General features: G+C 65.9%; 15 protein-coding genes and 1 other RNA gene. 6 read left to right on the forward strand and 10 right to left on the reverse strand.

Annotation, left to right across the window (positions count from 1 at the left end; genetic code table 11):
• The first annotated feature begins 242 nt into the window (after window positions 1–242).
• Window positions 243–962, forward strand: coding sequence for a PqiC family protein (locus tag ACG10_RS03865; RefSeq protein ID WP_089167206.1), 720 nt, complete (start codon window positions 243–245; stop codon window positions 960–962).
• 13 nt (window positions 963–975) lie between these two features.
• Here the strand turns inward: ACG10_RS03865 and ACG10_RS03870 are convergent, their stop codons facing one another.
• Both ACG10_RS03870 and ssrA read right to left on the reverse strand, forming a co-directional pair.
• Window positions 976–1665 carry a pirin family protein gene (locus ACG10_RS03870; RefSeq protein WP_089167207.1) on the reverse strand — a complete coding sequence of 230 codons (690 nt, stop codon included), beginning with the start codon at window positions 1663–1665 and terminating at the stop codon, window positions 976–978.
• A gap of 340 nt (window positions 1666–2005) precedes the next feature.
• Window positions 2006–2384, reverse strand: a transfer-messenger RNA (tmRNA) gene (gene ssrA / locus ACG10_RS03875).
• A gap of 209 nt (window positions 2385–2593) precedes the next feature.
• On the opposite strand from ssrA, the gene ACG10_RS03880 reads away from it, so the two are divergent.
• Entirely contained in the window at window positions 2594–5032 is a 2439-nt protein-coding gene (locus tag ACG10_RS03880) for an ATP-binding protein (RefSeq protein ID WP_232487188.1), read from the forward strand.
• A 40-nt stretch (window positions 5033–5072) separates the two neighbouring features.
• On the opposite strand, the gene ACG10_RS03885 is transcribed toward ACG10_RS03880, so the two are convergent.
• The 5 genes from ACG10_RS03885 to ACG10_RS03905 form a co-directional block, all read right to left on the reverse strand.
• Complete coding sequence (locus ACG10_RS03885) at window positions 5073–7889, reverse strand: FAD-binding and (Fe-S)-binding domain-containing protein (RefSeq protein ID WP_089167209.1); 2817 nt, start codon at window positions 7887–7889, stop codon at window positions 5073–5075.
• A complete protein-coding gene (locus tag ACG10_RS03890) occupies window positions 7886–8557 on the reverse strand; it encodes a LutC/YkgG family protein (protein WP_089167210.1) in 672 nt (223 codons plus the stop codon). Before ACG10_RS03890 ends, ACG10_RS03885 begins: the two co-directional genes overlap by 4 nt.
• Window positions 8557–10005 carry a LutB/LldF family L-lactate oxidation iron-sulfur protein gene (locus ACG10_RS03895; protein ID WP_089167211.1) on the reverse strand — a complete coding sequence of 483 codons (1449 nt, stop codon included), beginning with the start codon at window positions 10003–10005 and terminating at the stop codon, window positions 8557–8559. The genes ACG10_RS03890 and ACG10_RS03895 overlap by 1 nt, the downstream gene beginning before the upstream one ends.
• Window positions 10002–10826: a (Fe-S)-binding protein gene (locus ACG10_RS03900; protein ID WP_089167212.1), complete on the reverse strand. Its 825-nt coding sequence runs from the start codon at window positions 10824–10826 to the stop codon at window positions 10002–10004. The genes ACG10_RS03895 and ACG10_RS03900 overlap by 4 nt, the downstream gene beginning before the upstream one ends.
• A gap of 84 nt (window positions 10827–10910) precedes the next feature.
• Window positions 10911–12599, reverse strand: coding sequence for a lactate permease LctP family transporter (locus ACG10_RS03905; RefSeq protein ID WP_089167213.1), 1689 nt, complete (start codon window positions 12597–12599; stop codon window positions 10911–10913).
• Between the two features lie 267 nt (window positions 12600–12866).
• On the opposite strand from ACG10_RS03905, the gene ACG10_RS03910 reads away from it, so the two are divergent.
• On the forward strand, window positions 12867–13643 hold the full coding sequence (locus ACG10_RS03910) for an FCD domain-containing protein (protein WP_089167214.1): 777 nt from the start codon (window positions 12867–12869) through the stop codon (window positions 13641–13643).
• A 38-nt stretch (window positions 13644–13681) separates the two neighbouring features.
• Here ACG10_RS03910 and smpB read toward each other — a convergent pair whose 3' ends face one another.
• Complete coding sequence (gene smpB, locus ACG10_RS03915) at window positions 13682–14164, reverse strand: SsrA-binding protein SmpB (RefSeq protein ID WP_039802028.1); 483 nt, start codon at window positions 14162–14164, stop codon at window positions 13682–13684.
• 232 nt (window positions 14165–14396) lie between these two features.
• On the opposite strand from smpB, the gene ACG10_RS03920 reads away from it, so the two are divergent.
• On the forward strand, window positions 14397–14831 hold the full coding sequence (locus tag ACG10_RS03920) for a type II toxin-antitoxin system RatA family toxin (protein ID WP_039802030.1): 435 nt from the start codon (window positions 14397–14399) through the stop codon (window positions 14829–14831).
• On the forward strand, window positions 14824–15153 hold the full coding sequence (locus ACG10_RS03925) for an RnfH family protein (protein ID WP_089167215.1): 330 nt from the start codon (window positions 14824–14826) through the stop codon (window positions 15151–15153). The genes ACG10_RS03920 and ACG10_RS03925 overlap by 8 nt, the downstream gene beginning before the upstream one ends.
• Before the next feature lie 52 nt (window positions 15154–15205).
• Here the strand turns inward: ACG10_RS03925 and ACG10_RS03930 are convergent, their stop codons facing one another.
• A complete protein-coding gene (locus ACG10_RS03930; RefSeq protein WP_089167216.1) occupies window positions 15206–15706 on the reverse strand; it encodes an outer membrane protein assembly factor BamE in 501 nt (166 codons plus the stop codon).
• A 92-nt stretch (window positions 15707–15798) separates the two neighbouring features.
• Between ACG10_RS03930 and fur the strand changes: the two genes are divergently transcribed.
• Complete coding sequence (fur, locus tag ACG10_RS03935; protein WP_039802036.1) at window positions 15799–16203, forward strand: ferric iron uptake transcriptional regulator; 405 nt, start codon at window positions 15799–15801, stop codon at window positions 16201–16203.
• Between the two features lie 77 nt (window positions 16204–16280).
• Here the strand turns inward: fur and recN are convergent, their stop codons facing one another.
• Window positions 16281–17954 carry a DNA repair protein RecN gene (gene recN, locus ACG10_RS03940; RefSeq protein WP_089167217.1) on the reverse strand — a complete coding sequence of 558 codons (1674 nt, stop codon included), beginning with the start codon at window positions 17952–17954 and terminating at the stop codon, window positions 16281–16283.
• Between the last annotated feature and the right edge of the window lie 28 nt (window positions 17955–17982).

The following is a 17982-nucleotide window of genomic DNA, read 5'->3' on the forward strand; positions in this document are numbered from 1 at the left end:
GCAATTAGCTGTCCGCGGCTTCCAAGACGATCACAACGGCCGGCCTGCAAGGGATTGACGGATTGGCCATATCCAAGCCGGCCTTGCCCCGGGGCCTTGCAGCTGCCCCGGTGGATGGATCCTGCCCACCCCGGGCATGGCCGTTTGAGCCACCCGGCGTGCCCTGCCAGTGCAGCGCGCCGGGCCGTGGTTTTTGAAGATGGACTATGGCTGCCTGCCGGCAGCCTACTGGGTGAACATCGATGAGATTCCCGCGCTTTCGTTTGCTGGTCCTGCTGGCTGCCCTGTCGTTGCTGGGCGCCTGTTCCTTTCGCCCGACGACCACCCTTTATCGGCTGGACGGCGGCGACCCCGCGACTCCCGAACGCAATGGCATGGCCGTGCTGCTCGGCCCGGTGACCCTGGCCGACTATCTGCAAAAGGATGCCGTCCTGGTACAGCGTCACGAGGATGGCAGCCTGAGCACGGCCCGCGATGCCCGCTGGGCCGGCGACCTGAAGGCCGATATCGACCAGCTGCTGCTGCGCCAGCTGGCCTGGCGTCTGGACAGCCACCGCCTGGTGCCCGAGCCGGGCGCGCCCGGCTTCAAGCCGGACGTGCAGGTCCAGCTGAACATCACCCGCCTGGATTCGGGACCGAAGCAGCCCGCCGTGCTGGAGGCTCAATGGCGTCTGCTGGATCGCCAGGGACGCCTCAGAGAGAGTCGCCTGATCCGTCTGGAGGAGCCGCATCAGAACTCCAGTGCCGATCAGGTGCGGGCGCAGAGCCTGGTGCTGCAACGCCTGGCCGAACAGCTGGCGGCGGCGATCCGGCCGCTGGCCAAGCAGCAGGCATCGGCTCCGGCGCCGGAGCCACGCAAGAGTCCGCGGGCGGCAGCGCCCAAAGTGGAGAAAAAACCGCCGCAGGCGCCGGATATCCCCATCGCCAGCCCGACCCGGGACGTCGAGGTGTTCCGCTTCTGAGCGGGCTGGCAGTTCAGGGCAGGTCGAACAGCAGCGCCTCGGCTCTGTCGCCGGCCTCCAGCGCGATCCCCTGCTCGCCGGTCAGCGTGGCGCCGTCGCCGGCCTTGAGGGGCACGCCATTGACTTCCAGGCTGCCACTGGCGACGTGCAGGTAGTAGGTGCGCTCGGCGCGAGTCGGCTGGCTGACCTGTTGGTGTTCTTCCAGGCGGACCAGGTACAGGCAGGCATCCTGGTGGATCGGCAGCGATCCCTCGCGACCGTCCGGCGAAACCAGCAGGCCGATTCCCTGCACGGCGGAGAAGTCCTTCTGGGCATAGCGTGGCGGCACGTGGCTCTGCTGCGGCTGGATCCAGATCTGCAGGAGGTGCAGCGGCTCGCTGGCCGAAGGGTTGTACTCGCTGTGCACGATGCCGCTGCCGGCGCTCATCACCTGGACTTCTCCGGCCTTCAGCTGACTGTTGTTACCCATGCTGTCCTTGTGCTCGACGGTTCCCTTCAGCACATAGGTGATGATCTCCATGTCGCGGTGCGGATGGGCGTCGAAGCCGCTCCGTGGCGCGACACGATCGTCGTTGATCACCCGCAGCCGCGAGACACCCATGTGGCGCGGGTCGTAGTAGTCGGCGAAGGAAAAACTGTGGCGGCTGTCCAGCCAGTCCAGGCTGGCATGGCCGCGTTCGGCGGCCGGGCGCAGGATGATCATCGGGTTTCTCCGGAAGGTTGAAGGGGCATGGCTGTCAGCAAGGCTAGTCTTCACCGGACTGGAAGAAAAACGCGGTTTTCGAAAGGAATTTATCGAAATTATGGTTGCTTTAGTGGGGGCGACCGGGAGCCGTTATTGCTCGACGGGGCTGGCCGCCCCCAAGTGCCTTGCGCCGGTCCGAGGGCCGTGAACCCGTGGCACTGGTATTTGCTCCCGCAGGGATACACGGCGGGGAAGGATAGGCAGCGACAAGGGAGACAGTCGGAAACAAGAAAGCCCGCGCGAGGCGGGCTTTTCAGGGGTGTTTCGGGTCATGTGGGAACATGTCGAAACGTTCATTTGGTGGAGCCGGGGGGATTTGAACCCCCGTCCGCCAGCTCTCTGCTATCGGTTCTACATGCTTAGCCAGTTCTACTGAGTTAACTCCGCGCCGCCCGAGTGGCAGGGTGCTTGGAGCGAGCTGTATGGGTTTTAGCCGTTACGTCTACAGCGAACTTGGCGGCGATCCTGTTCTATCTGACGATCACTTCGGGTTTACAGGCATCCCCTGATGATCGCTGGCGCCGAAGCGACCAGATGAAGGTTAGGCGGCTAGCGCGTACCCTTCGAAGTTGTCATCGTTGGCAACTATAGGTTTGCAACAGTGGATTTACGAGTTCTGTTACCAACTCGGCATGCCCCTCAAGTTTCGTTACCGGCGTCGAATCCTAATCGGCCCCAAAACCTTAGGTGTCAAGTCAAGTTTACGGCAAATAGCTCGGCACGTCGACTGTCGAGGCTGGCGAAATTCGCCGGCGGGCTGCTATATGATGCCTTTTTTGACGTCGCTGGGTGACGGGACTTTTCTATGCCTCGGGCAATGCGATACCCCTTGCGCCGGTGGATCTGGCGTGCATTCGTTCAGTGCGCATTGATTCCGTTGATATTAGTGGAATCCGTACTGATCGGCGCCTATCTGCTGAGCAATGCCGCCACACGCGATGCCCAGCTTGGACATCTCGAAGAGCGGGCGCGGCAGAGCCTGGAAAGTGATGCGCAGCGCGAGGCCGAGGTCGTCGACTGGCGCTTGTGGAGCGTCGAGAAGCAGACGCGGATCTTCCGCGAAGCCGTCGTCCATGCGCTGCAGAACGAGCGCTTCCAGCCGGATGAGGTGGAGCGGGCGCGGCATGTGCTCGGTCCGAAAGGGAGCTTCTACAGCCGCAGCGACAATGGTCGCGCGGCTTCCTTCTATGCGGAAAGCATACCGCCGGAGCGGCAGGATCGGGCCAAGGCACTGCGTCTGTCGCAGCTCGATCCCCTGATGCGCTCGATCAAGGAGGCCGACCCGCTGGTGGTTGCGGTCTATTTCCGCAGTTGGGACCACTACACCCGGTACTTCCCGTTCTTCGACGTGCTGCAGAAGGATCTCGGCGACAGGCCGTCTTCCGGGTACAACTTCTATTCCCGGGCCGCCGAGAGTCAAAACCCCGAGCGCGAGCCGGTCTGGACCTCGCCCTATCTCGACGCCTCCGGACGCTGGCGAATGGCGACGGTCGCCCCCGTATACCGCGGCAATTTCCTGGAGGGGGTGGTCGGTCTGGAGATCGACCTCGAGAGGATGCTGGCCGGAATCGGCGCCTTGGAGGTGCCGTGGCAGGGGTATGGCCTGTTGATCGACGAGGAAGGGAGTGCCATGAGTCTGCCGCGGGGGGGCGGGATGCCGAGCGCTTTCGCCGTCAATGCTCCGGAGCATCGGCGCGAGGCCGAGCATCTGCTGCAGGCGACCGGCGCCGAAGGGGAGGTGCAGACGGCGATGTTCGACGGCCACGAGCATCTGCTGGTCTGGCGGCGGATTCCCCTGACCGGCTGGCGTCTGCTGCTGGTCGTGGACAAGGACAGGATCTTCCAGCCGACCCGGGCCTTGGCGGCCCACTACCAGAAGATCGGCTACCTGTTGATCGCCGCTCTGCTGCTGCTCCATGTGCTGCTCTTGGTGCTCTGGTGGCGGCGCTCGCAGCGTCTGAGCCGCGAACTGGGGCAGCCGATCAGCGGCATCGTCGACATGCTGCGCTATCTGGGCAAGGGCCAGTGGCGTGCGGGGAGCGATCGGCCGTTGCCGCTGCAGGACAGCCGGATCGAGGAGCTGAATGCGATGGCCGATGCGGTGTACAGCAGCGACCGGCAGCTGCAGGCCAGCGAGGCCGAGCGTTCCCGGGCCCAGCGCCTGCTGGAGGTGGTGATGGAGAACACCACCGAGAGTCTCTGGGAAATCATGGCGGACAAGAGCCAGATCCGGGTGAGCAGCCGCTTTGCCAGGCGTTTCGCCCTGGACGCCGAGAACGTGACCATCGAGGAGTTCAACCGGCTGGTTCACCCGGACGACATGGAGCGTCTCAGGCAGCGGCGCGACAGCTTCTTCAGCGGAGCCGACGGCGTCTACGAGGTGGAGTATCGCTGTGTCGACCGTGCCGGCCAGTACGTCTGGCTGCTGTCCCGTGGCCAGGCGCTGGAGTGGGATGCCAGTGGCAGGGTGCTGCACTCGGCGGGTACCCATGTGGACATTTCGCGGCTGAAGGCGGTGCAGGAAGACCTGCGTCGCGCCACCCTGGAGGCTCAGGATGCGAGCCGCGCGAAGAGCCGCTTCCTGTCCAGCATGAGCCACGAGCTGCGTACGCCGCTGAACGCGGTGCAGGGCTTCGCCCAACTGATCGAACTGGAGGTGGAGGGCCGGCCCGAGGCGAACCCGATTGGCGAGTATGCCCAGGAAATCGTCAAGGCCAGTCGGCATCTCACCGCGCTGGTGGACGACATCCTCGACCTTTCCACCCTGGAAGGGCGCCGCCAGCAATTGCATGTCCGGCCGGTCGAGGTCGGCGTCATGCTGGCCAGTTGCGCCGAACTGGTGCAGCCGCAGGTCCGCGAGCGCCAGCTGCAGCTGCAGCTGATACCCATGTGCATGCCCCTCTACGTGCAGGCCGACTCCCGCCGTCTGCGGCAGATCCTGCTGAACCTCTTGTCCAATGCGATCAAGTACAACCGTCCGCAGGGCCGGGTCACGCTCGGCTACGAGGTGCGTTCGGACTGCGTGCGTCTCTGGGTCAAGGACACCGGACCGGGGCTTGATGCCGAGCAGCAGAGCCAGCTGTTCCAGCCTTTCCAGCGCCTCGGCCGGGAGAGTTCCAACATTCCCGGCTCCGGCATCGGCCTGGTGCTGTGCCATGAACTGGTCGCCATGATGAACGGCAGCATGGGCTTTTACAGCGAGCCGGGGCACGGCTGCTGCTTCTGGATCGATCTGCCGGGAGCGGCGGCACCCGAGGAGGGGCAGGCATCGTCCGACGACGCGCCGTCGGCCGGACAGGTCGAGCGGGTCAAGGGCGACTCCTGAAGGGCGGCCGGCCGGCGGGGCATCCCTGCCCCCGGCGGGATCAGGCCGGGCGGACCTTGGCACGGCTGACCCGGTCGACCAGGTAGACCAGTCCGTGGTAGTCGAGGCCGCTGTGCCGGCTGAGGCCGATCTCGCAGGTACGGCTGGTGGAGATGCCTTCCTCGCAGTACTGCACTGCATCCTTCAGGTTGCGCAGGGCGTTGGCGTTCAGCTCGGGGCTGGTGAAGCCCTTGTCGCCAGCGAAGCCGCAGCAGTGGATGCCTTCCGGGACCACCACCTCCCTGGCGCAGCGCCGGGCGATGTCGATCAGCGCCTCGGCTTCGCCGAGGTGCTGGGTGCTACAGGTAACATGCACGGCGACCGGCGTGTCCTGCGGCTCGAAGTCCAGCCGCTCGAGCAGGAAGGTGCGGATGAATTTCACCGGATCGAAGATCTGCAGGCGCGCGTCCGTCAGCTCCTTGACCAGCCGCAGGGTGCAGGGGCTGGTGTCGCAGTAGATCGGATCGAGCCCGCCGCGGCTGGCCTCGAGCAGGGCGTCGAGGGTTTCCCGGCACTTGTGCCCGGCCTGTTCGGCATAGCCCTTGGAGGCGAACGGCTGGCCGCAGCAGAGCTTGTCCAGACCTTCCGGGAAGATCACCTGGTAGCCGGCCTTCTCCAGCAGGGCGCGGGTCTTGTCGATCAGCGGCGCCTGTTCCTTGTCGTCACAGGCCGGGCCCATGGCGCGCGACACGCAGGCGGCGAGATAGACCACCCGCGGGCGCTCGTCGGGCTGCGGCGCGGCGGTCTGCTGGAGGCGCACCGGCTGCGGCATGGCCGGCGTCCACTGCGGCAGGTGCCCGCCGCTGATTCGGTGCAGGGCGGCGCTGAGCTTCGCCAGGCGCGGCGCGCCGAGCAGGCGGCGGGCGCCGTCGGCGGCGACCAGCACCAGGCGCGAGGCGCGCACGCTGGCGGCGAAGTGTTCGGCCAGCCAGTCGGCGGTGCCGCTATGGCCGGCTTCCAGGCCGCGCAGCTTGCGCACCAGATCGCCGGTGTTGATCCCCACCGGGCAGCGCTGGGCACAGAGGCCGGTGGCCGCACAGGTGTCGATGCCCTGGTAGCGGTAGGCTTTTTCCAGGGCTTCGCTGGCCGTGCCGCTGCGCCGTCTGGCCTGAATGTCGCGCCACATGACGATGCGCTGGCGCGGCGTCAGGGTCAGTCCGCGGGACGGGCAGACCGGCTCGCAGAAGCCGCATTCGATGCACTTGTCGACGATCTCGTCGGCGGCCGGCAGCAGCTTGAGGTTCTTCAGGTGGATCTCGGGGTCTTCCGAGAGCACCACGTCGGGGTTGAGGATGCCCTGGGGATCGAGCAGGCGCTTGATCTTCCACATCAGCTGGTAGGCGTCATGGCCCCATTCCAGCTCGACGAAGGGCGCCATGTTGCGCCCGGTGCCGTGCTCGGCCTTCAGCGAGCCGCCGAACTCCACCGCTACCAGTTGCGCGACCTCCTGCATGAAGGCCTCGTAGCGGGCGACCTGGGCCGGCTCGTCGAAGCCCTGGGTGAAGACGAAGTGCAGGTTGCCCTCCAAGGCGTGGCCGAACAGGATCGCCTCGTCGTAATGATGTTTTTCCAGCAACTCGATCAGCCGGTTGACGCCCTCGGCCAGGCGCTCGATCGGGAAGGTGACGTCCTCGATGATCACCGTGGTGCCGGTTCTGCGCACCGCGCCGACCGCCGGGAAGGTGTCCTTGCGGATCTTCCACAGCTGGTTGTAGACGGCCGGGTCGCTGCTGAAGTCGACCTGTTTCTCCACCGGGAAGCCGGCGATGGACGCCGTGATCCGCTCGATCTGCTCTTCCAGCAGCGAGGGGCCGGAGGCGCGGGTCTCGATCAGCAGGGCGCAGGCGGTGGCGGACAGGCTCTTCACCCAGTCCGGCATGCCTTTCATGTTCTCCACCGAGCGCAGGCTGCGCCGGTCGAGCAGTTCCACCGCCGAGACCGGCTGCTGCTTGAGCACCGGCACGGCGTTGCAGCAGGTCTCCACGTCGGGGAAGACGATCAGCGCGCTGGCCTTGTGCGGATGCTCGGGCACGGTGTCGTAGGTCACTGCGCTGATGAAGCCCAGGGTGCCCTCGGAGCCGACCATCAGGTGGGTGAGGATATCCAGCGGCTGGTCGTAGTCGACCAGGGCATTGAGCGACAGGCCGGTGGTGTTCTTCAGCCGGTACTTGTGGCGGATCTTCGCCGCCAGCGCCTCGTCGGCGCGGGTCTGCCGGCCCAGCTCGGCAAGCTGTTCGAGCAGCTCGCCGTGGCTGACCTCGAAGCTCGCCACGCTGAGCGGGTCCTCGGTGTCCAGCACGCTGCCATCGGCCAGCACCAGGCGCAGGGCGGCGAGGGTGTGGTAGCTGTTCTGCGCGGTGCCGCAGCACATGCCGCTGGAGTTGTTGGCGACGATGCCGCCGATCTTCGCCGCGTTGATCGAGGCCGGGTCCGGGCCGATCTTGCGCCCCAGCGGGGCCAGCACGGCGTTGGCGTGGGCGCCGATGACGCCGGGCTGCAGGCGGATCTGCGCGCCGCCGTTGCGGATGTCGCGGCCGTTCCAGTGTTCGCCGAGGACGATCAGCACCGAATCGGTGACTGCCTGGCCGGAGAGGCTGGTGCCGGCGGCGCGGAAGGTCACCGGCACGCGGGAGGCAGAGGCCAGACGCAGCAGTTTGACCACCTCGGCCTCGGACTCGACGCGCACGACCAGCTTGGGGATCAGCCGGTAGAAGCTGGCGTCGGTGCCGAAGGCCAGGGTGGAGAGCGGGTCGTCGAAACGCCGTTCGCGGGGGATCAGCCGCTCGACGGCGGCGAGAAAGGCAGCGGGCAGGGTCATGCGTCCTCCAGGATCAACACGATCAGATCCTTGGGTCCGTGGGCGCCATAGGCGAGCACCTGCTCGATGTCGGCGGTCTTCGAGGGGCCGGACACCAGCAGGGCGTTGGTCGGCATGCCGGCGGCCCACTGCTGCTTCTGCTGCACCTCGAGGAAGTTGTCGTGGATCTCGCTGGCCTTGAGCAGGGCGAAGTGCACCGGCGGCACCAGGCTCATCAGTCGAGGCTCCTCGCGGGTCGGCCAGAGGATCAGGCTGCCGGTGGCGGCGATCGCGCCGAGGGTGCCGGTCAGGCTCGCCGGGGTGTCGTCGAACAGCTCGGCCTTCCACTCCTCGACCGGCCGGTCGTAGGCCTTGAGCTGCGGCAGGCCCTCGCGCCCGGCGAAGTGCGCGGCGAGCTGCGCGCCGTGGGCGGTGGCCGGGGCGATCAGCAGGCTGGGCAGCTGTTTGTCGGCCAGCAGCTTTTCCAGCAGTTCCGGCCATTCGGCCGTGGTGGTCAGGTGGGTTTCGGTGTGCACCGCTTCCATCAGCTGGCGCAGGCGGGCGATGCGCTCACCGGCCGGGTAGCTCCAGGGCCGGGTCACCAGAGCCACGTCGTAGTCGTCGGCGACCGGCGCGGTGCCTTCGAGGCTCTTTCTCAGCTTGGCGAGGATATTGGCTTTGGCCGACATCATTTGCCCTCCAGGTGCTTGCGGGCCAGCTCGTGCAGCGAGCGGGCGGCCGGTTTCGGTGCGCCGTGGTTCTGCGTCCAGGGGCCGAGGTTGCCCGGCGTCAGGCCGCGCAGACGGGTGGCGAAGAAGCCGAAGGCGCGGTACAGCCACGGCGAGGTGTTGAGCAGGCGCCAGCCCTTCCACAGCAGGCGCTCGCCGGCTGAGTACTTGCTGCCCTGGCCGCGCATCACCGGGTTGGGTGCATCCGGCTTCTTGATGTTCTCCTCGCGCAGGCGGCGCAGCAGCGAGGGGATCGGGATCTTCACCGGGCAGACTTCGCCGCAGGCACCGCACAGCGAGGAGGCGGACGGGTGGTCCGGGGTATTCTCCAGGCCCATCAGGTGCGGCGAGATGATCTTGCCGATCGGCCCGGGATACACGGTGCCGTAGGCCTGGCCGCCGATCCGGGTGTAGACCGGGCAGTGGTTCATGCAGGCGCCGCAGCGGATGCAGTTGAGGGTCTGGCGCAGCTCGCCGTCGGCGAAGGCCTGGCTGCGGCCGTTGTCCAGCAGCACTAGGTGGACTTCCTGGGGGCCGTCCAGTTCGTCGGCCTTGCGCGGCCCGGAGATCAGGTTGACGTAGGTGGTGATGCCCTGGCCGAGCGCCGAGCGGGTCAAGAGCGACAACAGCGGCACCACGTCGCGCAGGTTTTCCACCACCTTCTCGATGCCGGTCACCGCGATGTGCACCGGTGGCACCGTGGTCGACATGCGGCCGTTGCCCTCGTTTTCCACCAAGAGCAGGGTGCCGGTCTCGGCCACCGCGAAGTTGACCCCGGAGACGCCGATGTCGGCTTCGAAGAACTTCCGGCGCAGGATGCGCCGGCCGGTCTGGATCAGCTGGTCGACGTCCTCGGTGTAGGCTTCGCCGAGCTTGTCGTGGAACAGCGTGGCAACCTGGCGGGCGTTCTTGTGGATCGCCGGCATGATGATGTGGGTGGGCTTCTCGTGGTCGAGCTGGATGATGTACTCGCCCATGTCGGATTCCAGGGCCTCGATGCCGTGGCCTTCGAGGAAATGGTTCATCTCCATTTCCTCGCTGACCATCGACTTGCCCTTGATCACCTGTTTGGCCCGGTGGGCCTCGGCGATCTGCAGGACGATGGCGTTGGCTTCATCCACCGTTTCCGCCCAGTGCACCTTCACGCCGTTGCGGGTCAGGTTGGCTTCCAGCCGTTCGAGCAGCTCGGGCAGCTGGGAGAGGGCGCGGGCGCGCACATGGTTGCCCATCTCGCGCAGGTGCTCGCGTTCGTAGTCGTCCGGCATCGCGGCCAGGCGCTTGGCCATCAGCGAGTCCATGGCCTTGCGCATGTTGCCGCGCAGTTGCGTATCGCCGAGGGCGTTGTGGGCGTTGTGCTTGAGGTCGCGGCTGGACAGCTCCACCGCCGGGATGCGGGCCTGGCTGTTCATCGGGCGCCTCCGGTGCGTTTCCAGAGGAAGCTGGCCAGGTGCTGGCCGCGCAGCGGTGCGTGCTGCTTCTCCAGCGCGCCGTTGATGTTGAGCAGACAGCCGCAGTCGGCGCTGACCACTTCGGCGGCGCCGGATTCCTGCAGGGCACGGGTCTTGTCGGCGACCATGGCGCCGGAGATGTCCGGCATGCGCACGCTGAAGGTGCCGCCGAAGCCGCAGCATTCGCTCTCGTGGTCATGCTCGACGCGCTCGATCTTCTCCAGTTGGGCGAGCAGGGCGCGGCCGTGCAGGTGGGTGTTCATCTCGCGGCGTGCCGAGCAGGAGGTGTGCAGGGCGACCTTTTGCTGGGAACCCTGGTCCTTGAACTCGACCTTGCAGACGTGGAGGAGGAACTCGGCCAGCTCGAAGGTGCGCGCGGCTAGGGCCTGCACCTGGCGCAGGGTGGCCGGCTCGTCCTTGAACAGCTCGGCGTAGTGATGGCGGATCATCCCGGCGCAGGAGCCGGACGGCACCACCAGCGGCCAGTCCTCGGCGAACAGCGCCAGCTGGGCGCGGGCGACCTCACGCGCTTCGTCGGTGTAGCCCGAGGTGTAGGCCGGCTGGCCGCAGCAGCTCTGCTCCTGCGGGAAATGCACCTGAATGCCTTCGCGCTCGAGCAGGCGGATGGCGTCGAGGCCGGCCTCGGGGAAGAACAGGTCGAGCACGCAGGTGCCGAACAGGTAGGCGTGGCCCGGTTTCTGCGCTGGGTACTGGCGCGGCTCGGGCAGGGGCGGCGCCACGCGGGTGGCGTTGGGCGCGGCGTTGTAGAAGGGTTCGCTCATCAGGCATGCCTCCGGGTTGGCCCGGTTATCGGATGGCAGGCGCCGGGGAGTCCCCGGCGCTGCATGGCTTACGCAACAGCTTGTTCAGTGCACCAGCATGCCGGTGAACACGTAGGCCTGGGCTAGGGTGATCAGGCCGACGAAGGCGGCGAAGATCAGGCTGTGCTTGAGGGTGAAACGGAACAGGTCCGACTCCTTGCCGACCAGGCCGGTGGCGGCGCAGGCCACGGCGATCGATTGCGGCGAAATCATCTTGCCGGTCACGCCGCCGCTGGTGTTGGCCGCCACCAGCAGGGTGTCGTTGACGCCGATCTGGTGCGCGGTGGTGGCCTGCAGCGAGCTGAACAGGGCGTTGGCCGAGGTATCCGAGCCGGTGAGGAACACACCCAGCCAGCCCAGGAAAGGTGAGAAGAACGGGAACAGCGCACCGGTTCCGGCCAGTACCAGCGCCATGGTTGCTGACATGCCGGAATAGTTGGTGACGAAGGCGAATCCCAGCACCATGCCGATGGACAGGATGGGCCATTTCAGCTCCAGCAAAGTCTCCTTGAAGCTGGTCAGACCAATTTTCGGAGCGATTTTCAGTACTGCCATGGAAATCAGGGCGGAGAAGAAGATCGCCGTGCCGGTGGCCGAGATCGGATCGAACTTGAACACCGCCGCCATGGGCGCCGGTGCGGTGACGATCGGAGTCATCTTGATCACCAGCTGATCTAGGTGCGGAATGGGCAGCAGCAGGACCAGGCTGTCCAGCGCTCCGCCCGGTACGAACAGGGCCTTGAAGGGTTTCAAGGTCCAGAGGGTCACCAGGGCGGTGAGGATCAGGAACGGCGACCAGGCCTTGAAGATCTGGCTCAGGGTGTAGGGGGATGGCTCGGTGGGACGGCTGCCGCCGAAACCTCCCATCACTGCCGCACCTCCGGCGGAAATGCCGACCACTTCGGTTTCTTCGGCAGACTTGGGTTGCCAGACCTTGAGGAACAGGGTCAGGCACACCAGGCTGACCAGTGCTGAAGTGATATCGGGCAATTCCGGGCCGATGTAGTTGGAGGTGAAGTACTGAGTGATGGCGAAACTGGCGCCTGCCATCAATGCGGCCGGCCAGGTCTCCTTGATGCCGCGCCAGCCGTCCATCATCGCCACCAGCCAGAACGGCACGATGATCGACAGGAAGGGCAATTGGCGCCCGGCCATGGCACCGATGTCAAAGGCATCGATGCCGGTGACTTGGCCGGCGACGATGATTGGGATGCCGAGGGCGCCAAAGGCTACCGGTGCGGTGTTGGCGATCAGGCACAGGCCGGCGGCATACAGCGGATTGAGGCCGAGGCCGACCAGCAGGGCGGCGGTGATCGCCACCGGCGCGCCGAAGCCTGCCGCGCCCTCAAGGAAGGCGCCGAAGGAGAAGCCGATCAGCAGTACCTGCAGGCGCTGGTCGCCGGTGATCGAGAGCACCGAACTGCGGATGATCTCAAACTGACCGCTTTTCACTGTCAGCTTGTAGAGAAAGACGGCGGCGACGATGATCCAGGCGATCGGCCACAGACCATAGGCGAAGCCATAGCCGGCGGCGGCTAGGGCCATGTCGGTCGGCATGCCGTAGGCGAAGATGGCGACCAGGATGGACAGTGCCAGGGTGATGCTGCCTGCCACGTGCCCCTTGAGGCGGAACACGGCCAGGGCGAGGAAGAAGAAGATGATCGGGATAAGGGCGGCCAGTGCCGATAGGCCGAGGCTGCCAAGTGGCGTGTAGAGCTGTTGCCAGGCTTGCATAGGGTTTCCCCCTTGATTGTTTTTGGATGGGATCGACGATTCGGGTTGTTGCGGCTTGACTAAATTGGTAATACCAATTTACATTGTCGCCGGACAAGATTAGTTTTTGAGCAGGTGCTGTGTCAATTTGTCTTATGGTGGCTTTCATCGTGAGCCTGCGCCAATTCTTGGTATTGCTGGCACCAGGCTAGCTGGTTAGGCTTGGCGGAAGAGCTGGGCGGGTCGCGGCAGTTGGGCTGTGGGCTGGTCAAGCCAGTGGAGAGAGCAATGGGATTCGGTCCGGTTCGGCAGCGTCGCCTGTCGGATGACATCGTCGAGCGGCTCGAGGCGATGATCCTCGAGGGTTCGCTCAAGGCCGGCGAGCGCCTGCCGCCGGAGCGTGCGCTGGCCGAGCAGTTCGGCGTATCACGCCCCTCGCTGCGCGAGGCGATCCAGAAACTGGCGGCACGCGGCCTGCTGGTCAGTCGCCAGGGCGGCGGCACCTATGTGGTCGAGGCGCTGGGCTCGACCTTCAGCGATCCGCTGTTGCAATTGCTGGAAGGCAGTGCCGAGGCTCAGCGCGACCTGCTGGAGTTCCGGCACACCCTGGAGGGCGCCTGTGCCTTCTATGCGGCGCAGCGCGCCACGCCGCTGGATCACGAGCGCCTGCGCGCTGCCTTCGAGCGGCTGCAGCGATGTTACGAGGCTTCGCTGCCCGGTGGCGGCCCCGAGGAGGGGCTGGCCGATGCGCATTTCCACCTGGCGATCGCCGAGGCCAGCCACAACGCCGTGCTGCTGCACACCATCAAGGGGCTGTTCGACCTGCTCCGGCGCAACGTGGTGACCAATATCGGCGGCATGTATGCGCAGCGCGGCGAAACCCGCGACATGCTGATGCAGCAGCACCGCGAACTGTACGAGGCGATCATCGAGGGGCGGGCCGAGGAAGCGCGGGCGATTGCCAGTCGGCACATCCACTACGTGCAGGAGGTGCTGGCCGAGGTGCAGCAGGAGGCGCAGCGCGAGGCGCGGGCGCGGCGGCGTCAGGGGCTGGCCGAGGGCTGACCGGGAGGGGCGGCGTCATGGATGGCACCGCCGCGGGCTCAGTCTTCCTTGCCCTTGCTGCGTATGGCGCGCTGGATTTCCCGGTCGGAGTCGCGGACCTTCTCGGTGTCGCGCTTGTCGTATTCCTTCTTGCCCTTGGCCAGGGCGATCTCGCACTTGATCAGATGTTTCTTCCAGTACAGTGACAGGGCGACGCAGGCGTAGCCCTTCTGCTGGACGGCACCGAACAGCTTGCCGAGCTCGCGCTTGTGCAGCAGCAGCTTGCGGGTGCGGGTCGGATCGGCAATCACATGGGTGCTGGCTGTCGTCAGGGGCGTGATGTGGCTGCCGAGCAGCCAGGCCTCGCCATCCTTCAGCAGCACGTAGCTGTCGACCAGTTGTGCCTTGCCGGCACGCAGGCTCTTCACCTCCCAGCCAGCCAAGGCCAGACCGGCCTCGAACTTCTGTTCGATGAAATAGTCGTGCAGCGCCTTCTTGTTTTGCGCGATGTTGCCCTGAGGGTGTTTTTTTTGCTTAGCCATAGGGCGCGCATTATAGGCAGTTGCAAGCGAGCTGGCGACACCGAGCTTGAGGGGTGGCTGCTAATTTCGGACAATGCCCGATCGCTTTTGCATGCAGCTGTGGCCAGGGTGCACTGGTTTCGTCGACCGTGTCCTTGCCTGAGCCCCCGGCATCCCTTCGCAGGGGGTTGTGGGCGCCAGGCGTGCTGCCGTGTTTGCCGGCGAATTGACGAAGTAACCGAGAGTTCATTGAATGGCGACTCGCATACACCGCTCGGCACTGCTGCCCTTTCCGGCGCGTGCTCTTTATGATCTGGTCAACGACGTGGCGCACTATCCGGATTTTCTTCCCTGGTGCAGCGCCGCCGAGGTGCTGGAGGCCAGCGAGACGCATATGCGTGCCAGGCTGGAAGTGGCCAAGGGGGGCTTGAGTCAGCGCTTTCTCACCCGCAACAGCCTGCAGCCGGGGCAGAGCATCGAGATGAACCTGGAGGAGGGACCCTTCGCCCACCTGCATGGGCTCTGGGAGTTCAAGGCGCTCGGCGAGAAGGCCTGCAAGATCAGTCTCGACCTGACCTTCGACTACTCCGGGCCGCTGGTCAAGGCGACCCTCGGGCCGCTGTTCAACCAGGCGGCCAATACCCTGGTGGATGCCTTCTGCGAACGGGCCAAGCAGCTGTATGGATAGGCAGATCATTGCCGTGGAGGTGGTCTATGCCCTGGCGGACCGGCAGAGGCTGGTCGGCCTGAGTGTGCCGCGTGGCACCACGGTGCGCGAGGCGGCGTTGCGTTCCGGGCTCGATCGGGACTTCCCCGATCTGGATCTGGCGAACAGTCCCCTGGGGATTTTCGGCAAGGTGGTGGCCAGGCCGGAGGAGCGCGTGCTGGAGGAGGGCGAGCGGGTGGAGATCTATCGTCCGCTGATCGCCGATCCGAAGGAGGTTCGTCGGCAGCGGGCCGCCAAGGCTGCCAGGGCCAAGGCGGGCGAAGAGTCGCCCGAGCCCGAGTAGGGCTGGCGCCCTCTCTTCTGTGCGGCGGGCGGCAGGTTTACAGTGGGGCGGGTTACAGGGGCTCGACCGTCGGTACGGGCATGCTTTCCGCCTCGTCCACTTCGCGCTGGATCTCATCGAGCAGGGAGCCGGGTTTGGCCGGTTCTTCGCCTTCCTCGGTTGGCGCTCTTTTGATGACGGTGCCGCCGCTGCGGCCCATGATCTCTTCTTCGCGCGTGGTGCCGGGGAGGAAGTCGCCGGCCAGGCCGACCAGCAGATCGTTGCTGTCGAACACCAGGCTGACCCGCTCCTGCAGCCGCTGGCCGCCACCGGGCTTGATGCTGTACAGATAATCCCAGCGATCAGGGTGGAAAGTGTCGGTGATCAGTGGGCTGCCCATGACAAACCGGACTTGCCGGCGGGTCATTCCGGGACGCAACTGGTCTATCATGTCCTGCGTCACGACATTGCCCTGCTGAATGTCGATTTTGTACACCCCGGGAATCGTGCAGCCGGCAAGAGCGAGCAGGCCCACGAGGGGTAGACTGGTCAGCATGAGCTTGGTGTTTTGCATTGCTGGGAGAGTTCCGCTATCTGCTGGGGCAACTAATCCCTGATAATACCTGCATTGAAGGAGGCTGCGAAGCAGCAGCACGAAAGCCGACCATGGTTGAAAATAACGAACTGCGTAAAGCCGGTCTGAAGGTTACCCTGCCGCGCGTCAAGATCCTGCAGATGCTCGACTCTGCCGGACACCGTCACATGAGCGCGGAGGATGTCTACAAGTCGCTGATGGAGGCCGGGGAGGACGTGGGGCTGGCGACGGTCTATCGGGTGCTGACCCAGTTCGAGGCGGCTGGGCTGGTGGTCCGACACAACTTCGATGGCGGACATGCGGTGTTCGAGCTGGCCGACAGTGGTCATCATGACCACATGGTCTGCGTGGACTCCGGCGAGGTGATCGAGTTCTACGATCCGGACATCGAGAAGCTGCAGCGCGAGATCGTCAAGCGGCACGGCTTCGAGCTGGTCGATCACAATCTGGTGCTCTACGTGCGCAAGAAGTCCTGAGGCTCGGGGCAAGTCATCGCGCAACACAGAGAAGGCGACCGAAAGGTCGCCTTCTTGGTTTTGGCCGACAGTGTCGCTCAGACCTGGACGCTGCCGATCATTCGGCGGGCGTGGGCCAGGGACTCCTCGGTCAGCTCGAGCCCGCCAAGCATGCGGGCGAGCTCCTCAATGCGCGGATCGCCTTCCAGGCGGGTGACTGCCGTGCGGGTTTCGTCGACTCCGCGCGCCTTGTGCACGAAGAGGTGGCGATGCCCTTGGGCGGCCACCTGGGGCAGGTGGGTGACGGTCAGCACCTGGCCGTGCCGGCCGAGCTGGCGCAGGAGCTGGCCGACCACTTCGGCGGTCGGGCCGCCGATGCCCACATCGACCTCGTCGAAGACCAGGGTCGGGGTGCGCGAAGTCTGTACGGTGATCACCTGGATCGCCAGGCTGATGCGCGACAGTTCGCCGCCCGAGGCCACCTTGGCCAGGGGCTTCAGCGGCTGGCCGGGGTTGGCGCTGACCAGAAACTCGAGCTGTTCGAGTCCCTGGGGATGAGGCTCGCTCGAGGCGGAGGGATGCAGTTCGATGGCGAAGCGCCCGCCGGGCATGCCGAGGCGCTGCATCTGCTGCTCCACGGCCATGCTCAGGCGCTCGGCGGCCTGGCGCCGCAGGCCGCCGAGCTCTTCGGCCTTTTCCTGGTAATGCCGTGCGTAGGCCGCCAGCTCCCGGTCGAGGCGCTCGAGCGTTTCGTCGTCCGCGCTCAGTCCGGTCAGCTCGTCCAGCAGCCGCTGTTGCAGGGGGATCAGCTCGTGCGGCTGGACCCGGTGCTTGCGCGCCAGGCTGTAGATGGCATCGAGACGTTCCTCGATACTCTGCTGGCGCTGCGGGTCGACATCGAAGTGGTCGAGAAAGCGGTTCAGTTCGCCGACGGCTTCCTCGACCTGGATCTGTGCGCTGGCCAGCAGGCCGATCGCCTCGCCGAGCGGGCCGGGCTGCGCCTGCAGGCTGGTCAGGCGCTGCAGGCTGGCGGTCAGGGCGGAAAGTACGTTGCCGGCATCGCTCTCGCTGCACAGGTCGATGACCTGGCGGCAGTTGCCGAGCAGGTGTTCGGCGTTGGCCAGGGCCTTGTGTTCCTCCTCCAGTTCCTCCAGTTCATGGTCGCCGAGGGCGAGATTCTCCAGCTCTTCCAGCTGGTAGCTGAGCAACTGCTGGCGGGCGCGCTGTTCGTCGCCGGCGCTGCAGCGCCTTTCCAGCTCCTGGCGGGTCTGCCGCCAGCGCTGTGCGGCCAGTCGCACCTGGCGGGCCAGGTCGCTGGCACCGGCATATTCGTCGAGCAGGCGTCGCTGGGTGTCGTTCTTCAGCAGGGACTGGTGTTCGTGCTGGCTGTGGACGTCGATCAGCAGTTCGCCGAGCGCCCGGAGATCGGCTTGGGGGCAGGGCGCACCGTTGATGTAGGCGCGCGAACGGCCTTCGGCGGTGATCACCCGGCGCAGGATGCACGGGCCCTCGCGTTCCAGGTCGCGCGCGGCGAGCCAGGCCTGTGCCTCGGGGATCGCCGTCAGGTCGAAACTGGCGAGGATGTCCGCCTTGTCCGCGCCCGGTCGCACGGCGCTGCTGTCGGCCCGGTCGCCCAGCGCCAGGCCGAGGGCGTCGAGCATGATCGACTTGCCGGCGCCGGTTTCGCCGGTGATGACGGTCATGCCCGCATCCAGCTCGAGGTCCAGGTGTTCGACGATGGCGTAATTGTGGATCGACAGGTGCGCCAGCATGGCGAGGCTCCCGGAATGCGTTTTCTGT

The sequence above is a fragment of the Azotobacter chroococcum genome (genome assembly GCF_002220155.1).
GTDB lineage: Bacteria > Pseudomonadota > Gammaproteobacteria > Pseudomonadales > Pseudomonadaceae > Azotobacter > Azotobacter chroococcum.